This is a genomic window from Centipeda periodontii DSM 2778 (assembly GCF_000213975.1).
GTDB classification, from domain to species: Bacteria; Bacillota; Negativicutes; order Selenomonadales; family Selenomonadaceae; genus Centipeda; species Centipeda periodontii.
The window spans coordinates 869,328-882,360 of sequence record NZ_GL892076.1 but is presented as its reverse complement, the minus strand read 5'-3'; the positions used below and the strand labels follow the sequence as shown (position 1 = coordinate 882,360).

The 13,033-nt window shown below is 57.4% G+C and carries 13 protein-coding genes; 6 read left to right on the top strand and 7 right to left on the bottom strand.

Features of this window, described 5'->3' with window-relative positions:
• The first annotated feature begins 92 nt into the window (after positions 1-92).
• The 3 genes from HMPREF9081_RS03945 to fumC all read left to right on the top strand — a co-directional run bounded on the left by HMPREF9081_RS03945 (position 93) and on the right by fumC (position 2,368).
• The gene (locus tag HMPREF9081_RS03945; RefSeq protein WP_006305700.1) at positions 93-431 is read left to right on the top strand and encodes a NusG domain II-containing protein; all 339 of its coding nucleotides are present in this window, start codon (positions 93-95) and stop codon (positions 429-431) included.
• Position 432: 1 nt separating this feature from the next.
• Positions 433-918 (top strand): Gx transporter family protein, encoded by a 486-nt coding sequence (locus HMPREF9081_RS03940; RefSeq protein ID WP_006305699.1) that lies wholly within the window; start codon positions 433-435, stop codon positions 916-918.
• 85 nt (positions 919-1,003) lie between these two features.
• Positions 1,004-2,368, top strand: a complete 1,365-nt coding sequence (gene fumC, locus HMPREF9081_RS03935) for a class II fumarate hydratase (RefSeq protein WP_006305698.1) — start codon at positions 1,004-1,006, stop codon at positions 2,366-2,368.
• Between the two features lie 60 nt (positions 2,369-2,428).
• On the opposite strand, the gene HMPREF9081_RS03930 is transcribed toward fumC, so the two are convergent.
• Positions 2,429-3,121, bottom strand: coding sequence for a Crp/Fnr family transcriptional regulator (locus HMPREF9081_RS03930; protein WP_040394451.1), 693 nt, complete (start codon positions 3,119-3,121; stop codon positions 2,429-2,431).
• A gap of 169 nt (positions 3,122-3,290) precedes the next feature.
• Between HMPREF9081_RS03930 and HMPREF9081_RS03925 the strand changes: the two genes are divergently transcribed.
• From HMPREF9081_RS03925 to HMPREF9081_RS03915, 3 genes are read left to right on the top strand one after another with little or no spacing between them, the layout of a single operon-like run.
• Complete coding sequence (locus HMPREF9081_RS03925; protein ID WP_040394449.1) at positions 3,291-4,655, top strand: FAD-dependent oxidoreductase; 1,365 nt, start codon at positions 3,291-3,293, stop codon at positions 4,653-4,655.
• Positions 4,656-4,665: 10 nt separating this feature from the next.
• Positions 4,666-5,283: a hypothetical protein gene (locus HMPREF9081_RS03920; RefSeq protein ID WP_245529849.1), complete on the top strand. Its 618-nt coding sequence runs from the start codon at positions 4,666-4,668 to the stop codon at positions 5,281-5,283.
• Positions 5,284-5,293: 10 nt separating this feature from the next.
• Positions 5,294-6,298 carry an alpha/beta hydrolase gene (locus HMPREF9081_RS03915; protein ID WP_006305694.1) on the top strand — a complete coding sequence of 335 codons (1,005 nt, stop codon included), beginning with the start codon at positions 5,294-5,296 and terminating at the stop codon, positions 6,296-6,298.
• A gap of 59 nt (positions 6,299-6,357) precedes the next feature.
• Here HMPREF9081_RS03915 and HMPREF9081_RS03910 read toward each other — a convergent pair whose 3' ends face one another.
• The 6 genes from HMPREF9081_RS03910 to aroB form a co-directional block, all read right to left on the bottom strand.
• Positions 6,358-7,983, bottom strand: a complete 1,626-nt coding sequence (locus tag HMPREF9081_RS03910; RefSeq protein WP_006305693.1) for a peptide chain release factor 3 — start codon at positions 7,981-7,983, stop codon at positions 6,358-6,360.
• Positions 7,984-8,107: 124 nt separating this feature from the next.
• Complete coding sequence (locus HMPREF9081_RS03905) at positions 8,108-8,860, bottom strand: exodeoxyribonuclease III (RefSeq protein WP_040394443.1); 753 nt, start codon at positions 8,858-8,860, stop codon at positions 8,108-8,110.
• A gap of 14 nt (positions 8,861-8,874) precedes the next feature.
• On the bottom strand, positions 8,875-9,402 hold the full coding sequence (gene lepB, locus HMPREF9081_RS03900) for a signal peptidase I (protein ID WP_006305691.1): 528 nt from the start codon (positions 9,400-9,402) through the stop codon (positions 8,875-8,877).
• A 61-nt stretch (positions 9,403-9,463) separates the two neighbouring features.
• Positions 9,464-9,805 carry a 50S ribosomal protein L19 gene (rplS, locus tag HMPREF9081_RS03895; protein ID WP_006305690.1) on the bottom strand — a complete coding sequence of 114 codons (342 nt, stop codon included), beginning with the start codon at positions 9,803-9,805 and terminating at the stop codon, positions 9,464-9,466.
• A 116-nt stretch (positions 9,806-9,921) separates the two neighbouring features.
• Positions 9,922-11,727 (bottom strand): GGDEF domain-containing protein, encoded by a 1,806-nt coding sequence (locus HMPREF9081_RS03890; protein WP_006305689.1) that lies wholly within the window; start codon positions 11,725-11,727, stop codon positions 9,922-9,924.
• Positions 11,728-11,944: 217 nt separating this feature from the next.
• Positions 11,945-13,033 carry a 3-dehydroquinate synthase gene (aroB, locus tag HMPREF9081_RS03885; protein WP_006305688.1) on the bottom strand — a complete coding sequence of 363 codons (1,089 nt, stop codon included), beginning with the start codon at positions 13,031-13,033 and terminating at the stop codon, positions 11,945-11,947.

The window sequence follows — 13,033 nt, the reverse complement described above, 5'->3', positions numbered from 1 at the left end:
GATGTGCACGTCACCAACCTCCCTCCCGTGCCTGATTGACCGGATGAGAGCCGTGGCAAGGGGATTATATCATACAGGGAAAGGAAACATCAATGAAGAAGAACGATCTAGCCCTCATCGGCACACTGCTTCTCCTCTGCGGGATCGGCGCCGTGTTTTTTTTCACACGTGCGGACAGCGATATGCGTCATGCTGTCATCACACAGGATAACGTGCAGCTCTACGACATCCCTCTCACAGGACACACAGGCACAGAGGAGATCGTCATCACAGATGCGCACGGCACAAACACGATCCGCATTGAGGGCGAGACGATCGCCGTCGTGGATGCCGACTGCCCCGACCTCGTCTGCGTAAAGACAGGAAAAGCAGAGAAAAAAGGCGATGTGATCGCCTGCCTGCCGCACAAACTCCTCGTCGAAGTGAAATAATATGAACCTCCGTCGAATCACGCGCATCGCGCTCCTCACCGCGCTCTCGCTCATCCTCTTCGTACTCGAAGGCTTCCTCCCTCTGCCGCTGCCCGTGCCCGGCGCAAAGCTCGGGCTTGCCGCCATTGTCACGCTCATTGCTCTCTGCACACTGCCGACGCGTGATGCAGCGCTCATGCTCACGCTGCGCATCCTCCTCGCCTCCGCCTTCGGCGGCGGGTTTGCTCCCATGCTCTACAGCCTCGCAGGTGGTGCGGCGAGTTTCACCGCAATGGCACTGCTCAAAAAACATACACAACATTCCATCATTGCGATCAGTGCCGCGGGCGGCTTCCTGCACAACATGGCGCAGCTCCTCGCCGCTGCCGCCGTCATGCAGACATCCGCTTTATTTTATTACGCGCCCGTGCTTGGCTTCGTCGGCGTTTTGACCGGCATCCTGATCGGCATCACCGCACGATCAATTTTACAGAAAATATCAAGATAAATATTCTCAATTTCATATTTTTGTGCTATACTCTCATTAGCAGATTTTTCTCTCTACTATTACAATTTTAAGGAGGACAATCCAAATGGAGTATCGTATCGAACACGATTCCCTCGGCGAAGTCAAGGTGCCCGCAGACAAGTATTGGGCGGCACAGACGGAGCGCAGCTTCGAGAACTTCCCGATCGGCATCGAGAAGATGCCCGCCGAGATCATCCATGCATTCGGCATTCTGAAGAAATCCGCTGCCATCGCGAACAACAAGCTCGGCAAGCTCGACGAAAAGCGTCTGAACGCCATCAAGGCGGCGTGCGACGAGATCATCGCAGGCAAACTCGCGGAACACTTCCCTCTCGCCGTCTGGCAGACGGGCAGCGGCACGCAGTCCAACATGAACGTCAACGAGGTCATCGCAAATCGCGGCAACGAGATCGCGGGCGAGAAAATCCTCCATCCGAACGATCACTCCAACATGTCGCAGAGCTCGAACGACACTTTCCCGACAGCGATGCACATTGCCGCCGTCATCGCCATCGAGGACGGACTCTTCCCGAGCATTGACCTCCTCGCAAATACCTTCCGCCGTCTGATGAAGGAGAATGAGGGCATTGTCAAGACCGGACGCACACATCTGCAGGATGCTGTACCCATCTCCTTCTCTCAGGAGATCAGCGGCTGGCTCTCCATGCTTGAGCAGTCGAAGAAGCAGCTGCAGGCAGCTCTGCCGTTCCTGCATGAGCTCGCACTCGGCGGCACTGCCGTCGGCACGGGACTGAACGCACCAAAGGGCTTCGATGTTGCCGTTGCCGAGGCGGCAAGCGAGCTGACGGGCAAGAAGTTCGTCACCGCGCCGAACAAGTTCCACGCACTCACGAGCAAGGACGCCGTTGTCTTTGCGCACGGCGGACTCAAGGGACTCGCCGCGAACATGATGAAGATTGCAAACGATATCCGCTGGCTCGCAGCAGGTCCGCGCTGCGGTCTCGGCGAAATCACGATCCCCGCGAACGAGCCGGGCAGTTCCATCATGCCGGGCAAGGTCAACCCGACACAGTGCGAGTCCGTCACGATGGTCGCCGTGCAGATCATGGGCAACGATGCCGCAATCGGCTTTGCCGCCTCGCAGGGCAATTTCGAGCTGAACGTCTTCATGCCTGTCATGATCTATGACTTCCTCCAGTCCGCACGCCTCCTCACCGACTCGATCAAGTCGTTCAACGACCGCTGCGTCACAGGAATCACGGCGAACCGCGAGAAGATGCACGAGAACCTCCATCGCTCGCTCATGCTCGTCACGGCGCTGAACCCGTACATCGGTTACGAGAACGCCGCGAAGACCGCGCACAAGGCGTTCGACGAGAACATCAGCCTCAAGGAGGCATGCGTCGCCCTCGGCTTCCTCACCGCCGAAAAATTCGACGAGGTTTTCCATCCCGAAGAGATGGTGTAAGGCTCCCCCTGCCCATACGAAAAGACCTGCCGCAAACGTGCGGCAGGTCTTTCTGTTCTCCTACAGCGCGAGAAAATCCGGGTTGAGCACCCGCAACGTCTTGCGGTCATAGTCGATGATCCCCTCGTCGCGCATATGACTCATCTCGCGGCTGAGTGCACTGCGCTCGACGCCAAGATAGCGTGCAAGCTGCGTCTGGTTCATCTCGCGCAGCCCCTCGCCCCCCTCGGACGAGATCGCCTGCAGGTAGACGCTGAGCTTCGCTCGGATGCTCTTTTGCCCCATGATGCGAATCTTGTGCTGGTAGAAGATGCCCTTGTGCGAGATGCGCCGCAGCATATTGAGCGTAAAGCGCCAGAGATGCGGATCCGTGCACGCGCTGCGATGATACAGCTGACGAAACGGGAGGCGCAGAATCAGCGTATCGTGGAGCGCCTTGACAAACATGCGGCTCGCCGAGAGATTCGCGCCCTCCATCGTCTCGCCGAAGCTCTTGCCCGCCTCGAAGATGCTCATGTCGATCTGGTCGGCGTTCTCGTTGAGAAAGGACACCTCGATCGATCCCGAGAGGATGATGCCCGTCACGATCGGCGCACGCCCCATGCGCATGATGTTCGTACCCGCCGCATAGTGCTTCAGATCGCCGCCGAGCGCATTGAGGAGTTCCGGCAGCGCATCCGCAGGGATTCCCTCGAACAGATCGTGCTGCAGCAGGAGTTCTGTATGCGGTGCCAGTATTTCATGCGTCAGCATAGTCCACTCCTTTCCATTGATAGAGAACCATTCTCTATCATTATAGGAGGAATCCTTGTATTTGTAAATGAGGCACACATTTTTTCCGCAATATTTCTCTTCATTGTGTCAAAAAATGCTATAATAACAGCAGTTATATACATAAATTTCAACAGAAATGGAGCATACGATGCAGAACACATCATATCAAAATCTCATCATCGGATTCGGCAAGGCGGGCAAGACACTTGCCGGCTTCCTCGCGAAGAAGGGCGAGACCGTCGCCCTTATCGAACGCGCGAAGGAGCGTTACGGCGGCACCTGCATCAACGTCGCCTGCATCCCGTCGAAGTCGCTGGAGTACAGCGCGCGTCTCTCGGCAGCGGCGGGCGGCGACTTCGCAGCAAAGGCGGAGCGCTATCGTGCGGCGATTGCAGAGAAACGCCGCCTCACAAAGATGTTGCGCGAGAAGAACTACGCGAAGGTAACGGGTGCGGGTGCTGTCGTCATCGATGGAGAGGCATCCTTTATCGATGCGCACACAGTACGCATTGTCGGCACAGAGGGGGAGCAGTGGGTCACGGCGGAACGCATCTTTATCAACACGGGCGCACTTCCCTTCGTACCGCCAATCCCGGGCGCTGCAGAGAGCACGCACGTCTATACGAGCGAAACGATGATGGAGCTCGACGAGCTTCCCGAAAAGCTCGTCATCATCGGCGGCGGCTACATCGGACTTGAGTTTGCCTCGTACTACGCCAACTTCGGCTCGTCCGTCGCCGTCGTACAGGACGGAAGTGACTTCATCCCGCGTGAGGACAGGGAGATCGCTGCGCGTGTTATGCAGCAGATGAATGATCGCGGCATCCACATCCTGACGGGTGCAAAGATACAGCGCATCGAGGATGGCGCGGCGGGGGCGAATGTCATCGTGCAGACGGAGGACGGTGAGAAGACACTTGCCGCGAACGCCATCCTCGTCGCCACGGGGCGCCGCCCGAACACTGCGGCTCTGAACCTTGCGGCGGCAGGCATCGCGGTAACGGAGCGCGGTGCCGTCGCGGTGGATGAACATCTGCGCACGAACGTACCGCACATCTGGGCAATGGGTGATGTTGCGGGTGGACTGCAGTTCACCTACATCTCGCTTGACGACTTCCGCATTGTAAAAGATCAGCTCGGCGGTACGGGTGCACGCACAACGGCAAACCGCGGCGCTGTTCCTTACACCGTCTTTCTCGATCCGCCGCTCTCACGCGTCGGAATGACCGAGGAGCAGGCACAGGCGGCAGGCTTTGACGTGCGTGTCACACGTCTCGAGGTTGCCGCCATCCCGAAGGCGCAGGTCTACAAGAAACCTGCAGGAGTCCTCAAGGCAATCATCGACGCGAAGACAGACACAATCCTCGGCGCACATTTCTTCTGTCCCGAGTCGCAGGAGATGATCAACCTCATAAAGATGGCGATCGACCACGGGATCACCGCCGCCGCACTCGGCTCTGCCATCTACACCCACCCGACCATGACTGAGGCGCTGAACGACCTCTTTGGATGAAAAGGAGACGATGATGACATTCTGCCGCAAAAAAACTCTTTGCCGCGCCATGCTTCTGCTTGCCCCTCTTTTCTTCTTCGGTGCAAATTACGGACAGGCAGCACCCGAGACGACACCCCCTCAACAGGTCGTAGGGAGTGCAGCGCCCACCGAGGCGAGCACGATTCAGATCTTCTCGATGGAGTTCCGCCATCCCGTTGCGGACGGTGCTCTGATGCGCATTGTCTGCCAGATCGATGCGCCCGTCAAGAACGCCCTGCCCGCCGAGGAGATTGCGGCGCAGGGGCTCGATCCGAACAGCTTCATCACCTGCCTTGGCGAATTCGTCGGCAAGGAGTTTACGAACGGACGCCATCTGGACATCCGCGAGCGCTACGTTCCATGGACGCAGGAGCTTGAGGCGAGCCTTCAGGATGTGATCGCCGCACACAATCTCACCGCCGAGAACGACTACGGCGCACGCGCAGAGACCGTTTTGAATCCCGCCTACAATATTCTCATCGCCTACAAGGACGGGCGCAGCCTCCACATCACCTCGGAAGGTCCGACGGTAAACGAGCACGAGGCACACATCGAGGACATCCTCCTCACATGGGCAGACGAGGCATTTGCTGCGGGTGGAAAATAAGAAGATTTCAATGAACAACTGGAAGCGATATATCAGCGGTATCATGCTCGTCCTCGGGCTGATGATCCTGCCGCAATGCTCGTTTGACAAAGCATCCGATACGCCTGAAACGCGCGGTATCGTCCTCACGGGCGAGGCGAAGCAGGACTACATTCAGCAGCAGATGAACGAGCTCTATCATCCGCCCGAGGACAAGAAACCCACACCGTTCACTGCACCCACCGGCTGGACGTATGAAAAGACATCCATCGGAAATGTGCGTGTCGAGCGTCTTGCTCCACCGAAGTCATCTACAAAACACGTTGTTCTGCGGCTGCATGGCGGCGCATATATGAGCGGCATTACGGATCTCTACCGCAGTTTTGCCGTGCATCAGGCGGAGTACACGGATGCGTCGGAGATCTACTGTGTGGACTATCGTCATGCGCCCATATACACCTATCCTGCGGCGCTCGAAGATGCGACGACGGTCTATCGGGGACTTCTGGCGCGCGGAACGAAGGCATCGGACATCATCATCTACGGAGATTCGGCGGGCGGCAATCTTGCCGTGGAACTTGCAATTTATTTGAGGGAGCACGACATCCCACAGCCCGCCGCCCTCATTCTCCTCTCGCCGTGGGCGGACTTTGAACACAAGGACGGCACGTCGCGCACGGAGAACTTTGCAAAGGACAAGGTGCTCGGCGAGGGCACGCCGTTCGCCCCCCACTTGCGGAGTATCCCGCCGTATGCGGGCGATCTCCCGCTCGACGATCCGCGCCTCTCGCCGATTCACGCCGATCTCAGAGGTCTCCCGCCAATGCTCATCCAGACGGGCAGCTACGATCTCCTATTGACCGAGGACGAGCAGCTTGCGGCAAAGGCAAAGGCAGACGGCACAGACGTAACATTCACTGTCTACCCCGAGATGCCCCATGTCTTCCCGCTCGTCCTGCCCGAACTCGCGGAAAGTTTCGCCGCACTTGAGGAGATGCGGGACTTTGTGAATCGGTATATGAACGAACTACCATAATCATACGAAAGCGGGAGATTTCGCCACATGAGCGAAATCTCCCGCTTGTCGTTTCTCTATTATGCCTCTCTGCGGTCGAACGGTACTTGTCCGAGCTGCAAATCCGGGTTGTTCTCACGGATCCAGCCAAGTGCCCACTCGTTGCTCACGAGGAGGACGGGGTTGCCGCTCTTGTCGTGAACGAACATGCCGCGATCCGCACCGCGCAGATCGGAGGGCGTGATCGTGCGCCCGTCTGGGAACGCGAGCCAACGCGCCGTCTCGAACGGCTGCATCTGCATCGTGATCTCCGTGTTGTACTCGTTCTTCAGACGATACTCGAGCACCTCGAACTGCAGCGAGCCGACGGTGCCGACGATGTAGCTGTCGAGTCCCGCGCCGACCTGCTCAAAGAGCTGAATCGCCCCCTCCTGCGTCAGCTGCTCGATGCCCTTGACGAACTGCTTGCGCTTCATCGTGTCCTTTGCCGCGACGCGCGCGAAACGCTCGGGCGGGAACACGGGAAAGTCCTCGAATTTGAACTTGTGCGCGGGGTCACAGAGCGTATCTCCGATGCCGAACACGCCGGGGTCGAACAGCCCCACGATATCGCCGGGATACGCTGTGTCGATGATCTGGCGATCCTGTGCAAGGAACTGCTGCGGCTGTGCGAGTTTGATGAGCTTGCCCGTCGGTGCGTGCCAAACACTCATATTGCGGTCGAACTTGCCCGACGAAATCCGAATAAATGCGAGGCGGTCGCGGTGCGCGGGGTTCATATTCGCCTGAATCTTGAACACGAAGCCCGAGAATTTCTCATCGTCCGGCTCGATCACACCCGCCGAGGACATGCGCGGCGCCGGCGTCGGTGCGAGGCGAATGTACTCCTCGAGGAAGTTCTGCACGCCGAAGTTTGTCATTGCCGAGCCAAAGAACATCGGCGTGAGTTCGCCTGCATCCACGGCTGCGCGGTCGAACGCCTCACCCGCGTCGCGCAGCAGCTCGATGTCGTCCGCAAGCGCAGCGGCAGCCTCCTCCCCGACGCGTTCCTTCCACGCGGGGTCGTCCATCTCAAACACCTCAGAGACGCGTGTTTCCTGCCCGTGTGTCTCATCCTCGGCAAAGAGCTCGATGCGGTTCTTCTCGCGGTCATAGACACCGCGATAGGTGCCGTCCGTGCCGATCGGCCAGTTCATCGGATAGGAGCGGATGCCGAGCACGTTTTCGAGTTCATCCATGAGGTCAAGCGGTGCTTTGCCGAAACGATCCAATTTGTTGACGAACGTGAAGATAGGGATGCCGCGCTGACGGCAGACGCGGAACAGCTTGCGCGTCTGTGCCTCGACGCCCTTTGCCGCATCGATGATCATGACGGCGCTGTCCACCGCCATCAGCGTACGGTAGGTGTCCTCACTAAAGTCCTGATGCCCCGGCGTATCGAGGATGTTGATGCGATAGCCGTCGTAGTCGAACTGCAGGACGGAGGAGGTGACGGAGATGCCGCGCTGCTTTTCGATCTCCATCCAGTCGGAGACGGCGTGGCGCTGCGTCTTGCGCGACTTGATCGAGCCAGCGAGATGGATTGCCCCGCCGTAGAGGAGCAGCTTCTCGGTGAGCGTTGTCTTGCCCGCGTCCGGATGTGAGATGATGGCGAATGTGCGGCGCTTTGCGATTTCGCGCGCGAGTTCTTCTTTCAGTGCTGCCATAAATTTCCTTACAATACAATCGTTCGGTAATCACAGGGCTGCACGACACGCAGCCTATCTTTTTGCCCCTTCCACCGCTTCGCGGTCCCCCTTCCCCGCAAGCGGGGCAGGCTTTGGAGGACAATTATTTCAACGTCAATGATACGGGGCAGTGATCGCTGCCGAATACGTCCGCATGGATCTCCGCCGCAGCGATACGGTCACGCAGCTCCTCGGAGACGAGGAAGTAGTCGATGCGCCACCCTGCATTCGTCTCGCGCGCATGACGCAGATACGACCACCATGTGTATGCGCCCGTCAGATCCGGATAAAGTGCACGGAAGGTGTCAATAAAACCTGCGCCCAGCAATTCGGTGAGCTTTCCGCGCTCCTCATCCGTAAAGCCCGCATTGCGGCGATTGCTTTTCGGATTCTTGAGGTCGATCTCCGTGTGTGCAACGTTGAGATCGCCGCAGACGACGACGGGCTTCTTCGCACGCAGGTCGAGGAGAAACGCACGAAACGCATCCTCCCAGACGAGCCGATAGTCAAGCCGCGCGAGTGCGTTCTTTGAGTTCGGCGTGTAGACGGTGACGAGGTAGATATCCTCAAACTCCATCGTGATGACGCGCCCCTCGTGATCGTGCTCCTCGATCCCAAGACCATATGCAACGGAGAGTGGTTTCACGCGCGTAAAGATCGCCGTGCCCGAGTAGCCCTTTTTCTCCGCGCTGTAAAAATACTGCTCGTAGCCGGGCAGATCGAGGATCGCCTGCCCCTCCTGCATCTTCGTTTCCTGCAGACAAAACGCGTCGGCATCCAGTTCCTTGAAGGACTCCATGAAGCCTTTTTTCAGTGCGGCACGCAGACCATTGACGTTCCATGATACAAAGCGCATGATGCTTCCCTCCATCAGAGCGTCTTATATGCCGAAATCGGCCAGAATACAATCATCGCCTTGCCCTTGATGAAGTCGTACGGAACGAAGCCGACATCGGCAAAGCGGCTGTCCTCGGAGTTGTTGCGGTTGTCGCCCATGACGAAGATGCGTCCCTCGGGCACGGTTGACTTCGGGTACTCGCTGCGCGTCTTTTCGAGGATGTAGTCCTCCGTGAGCAGCTGATCGTTGACGAGCACACGCCCCTCGCGGATCTCGATCGTATCCCCCGGGGTCGCGATCACACGCTTGATGAAGTCGCGGCTCGGGTCACGCGGGTATTGAAAAACGAGGACTTCGCCCTTCTCCGGCGGTCGGAAGCGATAGATGAATTTATTGACGACGAGGCGCTCCTCCGACTCGAGCGTCGGACGCATCGACGGTCCGTCGACGACATAGAGCTCCACGATAAAGGTGCGGATGAACATGGCAAGCGCGACGGCGACGACAATGGATACGACCCAGTCCTTGATCTCCGACGCGGTTGACGTTTCTTTTTCCATAAACTCCTCCTCTCATACAGCAAAAATAGGGACTGCCGCAGCAGTCCCCATCCATCGTGATTTAGCGCTTTTCCCGAATACGAGCTGCCTTGCCCGTGAGTCCGCGCAGATAGTAGAGCTTAGCGCGGCGAACAATACCGCGGCGCGTCACCTCGATCTTGGCGATACGCGGGGAGTGCACGGGGAAGAGACGCTCGACTCCGACGCCCGAAGCGATGCGGCGCACGGTGAAGGTCTCACGGACGCCTGTGCCCTGACGTGCGATGACAACGCCCTCGAACACCTGAATGCGCTCGCGCGTTCCCTCGACGATGCGCGCATGGACGCGAACCGTGTCGCCGGGTGCAAACTGCGGGATGTCGGAGCGAAGCTGCTCCTTCTCAAGGATCTCGATGATATTCATATGTTTTCCTCCTTTGCTCGGACGTTCATAGCCGGCTCATGCCGTCCAGCGGACCATCCACACACATACTAAGTGAATATAGCATAAGATGCGCCCATGTGCAAGAAAAATTTTCCTCAGCGATCCCAGATGCCCTTCAGGCTGTCCTCGGGATAATTGATCTCGTGAGGCTTTGCGACGGGCTTTCCTTTTGCACGGCGCGACGGCATATGTGCCCGCCAGTCCGGCTCGCAGGTGATGCGATTGCGCCCGCTCTCCTTCGACTGGTAGAGCGCCATGTCCGCACGCTTCACCACATGATCTGCCGTATCCTCATCCGTCCCGTACCAAATAGCAACGCCGCCGCTGCACGTCACCTGTTCCGACGGGTGAATATGTGCCCTCGAAACGGCCTCACGAATGATATTCGCGAACGCCTCTGCCTCCGTTCCGTCATAGTGAAGACAGAGCAGAATGAACTCCTCACCGCCCCAACGGATGAGAATGTGCCGACGATCGAGGAATCCGCTGATCGTCTGCGCGAAACCAACGAGCACCACATCGCCGACATCGTGTCCATAGGTGTCATTGATCTTCTTGAAATGATCGATGTCAAACATGATGAGGGCAAACGGCTCCTTGGTCTCGATCGAGATCCGCATGAAGTCACGCGTCGCCGCAAGGAATTTATTGCGGTTGAACACGCCTGTGAGCGGGTCGACCTCCATGCGCTTTGTCACCACAGAGACCTCGTTCTCAAGGCTCGCGGACAGCTCTGTGAGATAGCGCTCATGTGCGGCGCGTTCCAAAATCAGCCGGACAATAAAGAAACCGATCGTATAGATTCCAAATGGAACGAGGTACATGTGCCAAGCAAACAGACGGTACTGCAACGCCATGCCATCGATGACGGCAAGCGCCGATAGTGTCCCAAAGGCGATGAGCAAAGGGCGGCAGCGCTGATTGCCGCGCTCGTGGCACGACCAGAGCCAGTATGCGATCATGAGTCCGCAGACAAGGAGCGCGGGATAGTAAAAGAACCGCATGAGATAGAGGCCATTCTGTCCCAAAAGTTCAAACAGAACGGCAAGAAATAAAATAAGTCCGTAGATGCAGGAAACCTGAAGAATGTTCTTTTTGTAGCGTTCGTCAATGACGCTGTAGATGAGCAGATTGGCGCTGAGGGGGACAAGATAGGTCGAGATCAATTCCAAATTCCACCAGAACACCGGCCAATCCAGCCAGAGGAGCATAAGACTCGACGAGCTGATCATCCAGACGAAAAAAATGACCAGAACAACAATCAGCCGCAGATAGATATCGCGGAGCTTCTTTTCTGTGAAAAAATAAACGCCGAGCAGCATGATGAAGATGAGGAGCGCCGTAATGCCGCTGACATAGGGAAAGTCGTAGAGAAATACGACCTCAATCTGATGGGCAGCGCGATCCAGGCGAATGCGGTCGAACTGCCCGAGCACCCAGATATTGTCCGAGTGCGCCTGAATGTAAATATGACGCCCAACCGCCCACGCAGGCAGATCGACGAGATGCCACTTGCGCCCATAGGAGAAATCATGCAGATTCAGATCGCCGTAGCGATAGATGGAAACGCCATCGATGAAGATCTGCACCGCCTGATCCGTTGTGGAGAAGAACAGACTCTCGTCCACGCCCGTATCGGGCGGAATGTAGACACGTATCCAAACATAATGTGTTCCCTCGGGCACGGCAACGCCGAACTGTGGGTTGAATTTCCGCCAGCGCCCCTCCTCCTTGGGGAATGCAGGAACACTCTTCGCTGCCTTTTCATCGGCATCGGGCCTGTTTGGCTGCCAGTACTCCCATGAAAGTTCGGAGGTTTCAGCAAAGACCGTATGACATGTGCACAGCATCCACACAAAAAAAATTGCCTGCACAAATATGCACCATCTACGGTTCACCATTGCTCACCCCCTTTAAGGAAGCACTGATAAATTCAGCACCGCCATCTTGACGCATCTTTTTTGCCCGCACTACGCCCGCGATCCTCCACATAGTCCTTGCTATGCGTCCGGTTTGCCTCCTTGTTCGGACGAAAAAATCTACGCCAATCTGACGGACTTCATTTTATCAGCGATTCCTTAAGTTATTCGTTATAAAATGAAGGTTACTTAAGTTTTTTCAGGAAGAAAGTCCTGCTAATGTTTTGTGTACGATCTCCTCAGGAACATCAATGTGCACGGACACTGTTCCGATCTTCTCCGCGAGTACCCAATGAATACGTCCGCCTACGGTCTTCTTGTCGTGGAAGAGATCGGCATACATCGCGTCTGCCGTCACACCGTCGGCAGAGAGCGGCAATCCCATCGCAGAGATCAGCGCGTTCATACGCACACGCTCCCCATCCGCGAGGAGCCCCATCTGCACGCTGATATCCGCCGCACCCACCATACCGATCGCGACCGCCTCGCCGTGCCGATAGCGCACATAGCCCGTCTCCTTCTCGATCGCGTGCGCGATCGTATGTCCGAAGTTCAGGATGCGCCGCAGTCCGCCCTCGCGCTCATCCTGCCGCACAACATCCGCCTTGATCTCACAGGAGCGTGCGATCATATATGCCGTTGCTGCGGGTTCGAGGGCGAGCACATCCGCGCGATTCGCCTCAAGCCACGCAAAGAAATCGGGATCGTAGATGATGCCGTATTTGATGATCTCGCCGAGTCCCGTGGCGATCTCACGTGCGGGCAGTGTCTTCAGAAAATCCAGCTCCATAAAGACAGCATCCGGCTGATAGAACGCACCGATGAGATTCTTGCCGAGCGGATGGTTGACGGCAACCTTGCCGCCGACGCTCGAATCCACCTGAGCGAGGAGGCTCGTCGGCACCTGAACGAAGGGCACGCCGCGCATGTAGGTCGCCGCGACAAAGCCCGCAAGGTCTCCGACCACGCCGCCGCCGAGCGCAATAATCGGCGAGCGTCGATCCAGCCCAAGTTCGATGGCACGCGTAAAGAGTTCATTCGCCTGCGTGAGGCTCTTCGAGGACTCCCCTGCAGGAATCGTCGCGATCTCTGCCTGTACGCCTGCATCTGCGAGGAGCGCTGCAATCTGTCCGGCGCAGAGCGGTGCGATATTTGTATCCGTGACGATCATGCCATGCGGGGAGTATCCCGCCTGACGAACGAATGCACGTATCTCATCCGCAACGCCGCTGCCGATTACGATTGAATAGCTGCGCTCTCCGAGCTCTACTTCTACCCTCTGCCTCAT

Bases quoted from the DNA above. Each gene is read 5' to 3' on its own strand.
- HMPREF9081_RS03945 (WP_006305700.1), top strand. From the start codon at position 93: ATGAAGAAGAACGATCTAGCCCTCATCGGCACACTGCTTCTCCTCTGC.
- HMPREF9081_RS03940 (WP_006305699.1), top strand. From the start codon at position 433: ATGAACCTCCGTCGAATCACGCGCATCGCGCTCCTCACCGCGCTCTCG.
- fumC (WP_006305698.1), top strand. From the start codon at position 1,004: ATGGAGTATCGTATCGAACACGATTCCCTCGGCGAAGTCAAGGTGCCC.
- HMPREF9081_RS03930 (WP_040394451.1), bottom strand. From the start codon at position 3,121: ATGCTGACGCATGAAATACTGGCACCGCATACAGAACTCCTGCTGCAG.
- HMPREF9081_RS03925 (WP_040394449.1), top strand. From the start codon at position 3,291: ATGCAGAACACATCATATCAAAATCTCATCATCGGATTCGGCAAGGCG.
- HMPREF9081_RS03920 (WP_245529849.1), top strand. From the start codon at position 4,666: ATGATGACATTCTGCCGCAAAAAAACTCTTTGCCGCGCCATGCTTCTG.
- HMPREF9081_RS03915 (WP_006305694.1), top strand. From the start codon at position 5,294: ATGAACAACTGGAAGCGATATATCAGCGGTATCATGCTCGTCCTCGGG.
- HMPREF9081_RS03910 (WP_006305693.1), bottom strand. From the start codon at position 7,983: ATGGCAGCACTGAAAGAAGAACTCGCGCGCGAAATCGCAAAGCGCCGC.
- HMPREF9081_RS03905 (WP_040394443.1), bottom strand. From the start codon at position 8,860: ATGCGCTTTGTATCATGGAACGTCAATGGTCTGCGTGCCGCACTGAAA.
- lepB (WP_006305691.1), bottom strand. From the start codon at position 9,402: ATGGAAAAAGAAACGTCAACCGCGTCGGAGATCAAGGACTGGGTCGTA.
- rplS (WP_006305690.1), bottom strand. From the start codon at position 9,805: ATGAATATCATCGAGATCCTTGAGAAGGAGCAGCTTCGCTCCGACATC.
- HMPREF9081_RS03890 (WP_006305689.1), bottom strand. From the start codon at position 11,727: ATGGTGAACCGTAGATGGTGCATATTTGTGCAGGCAATTTTTTTTGTG.
- aroB (WP_006305688.1), bottom strand. From the start codon at position 13,033: ATGAGGCAGAGGGTAGAAGTAGAGCTCGGAGAGCGCAGCTATTCAATC.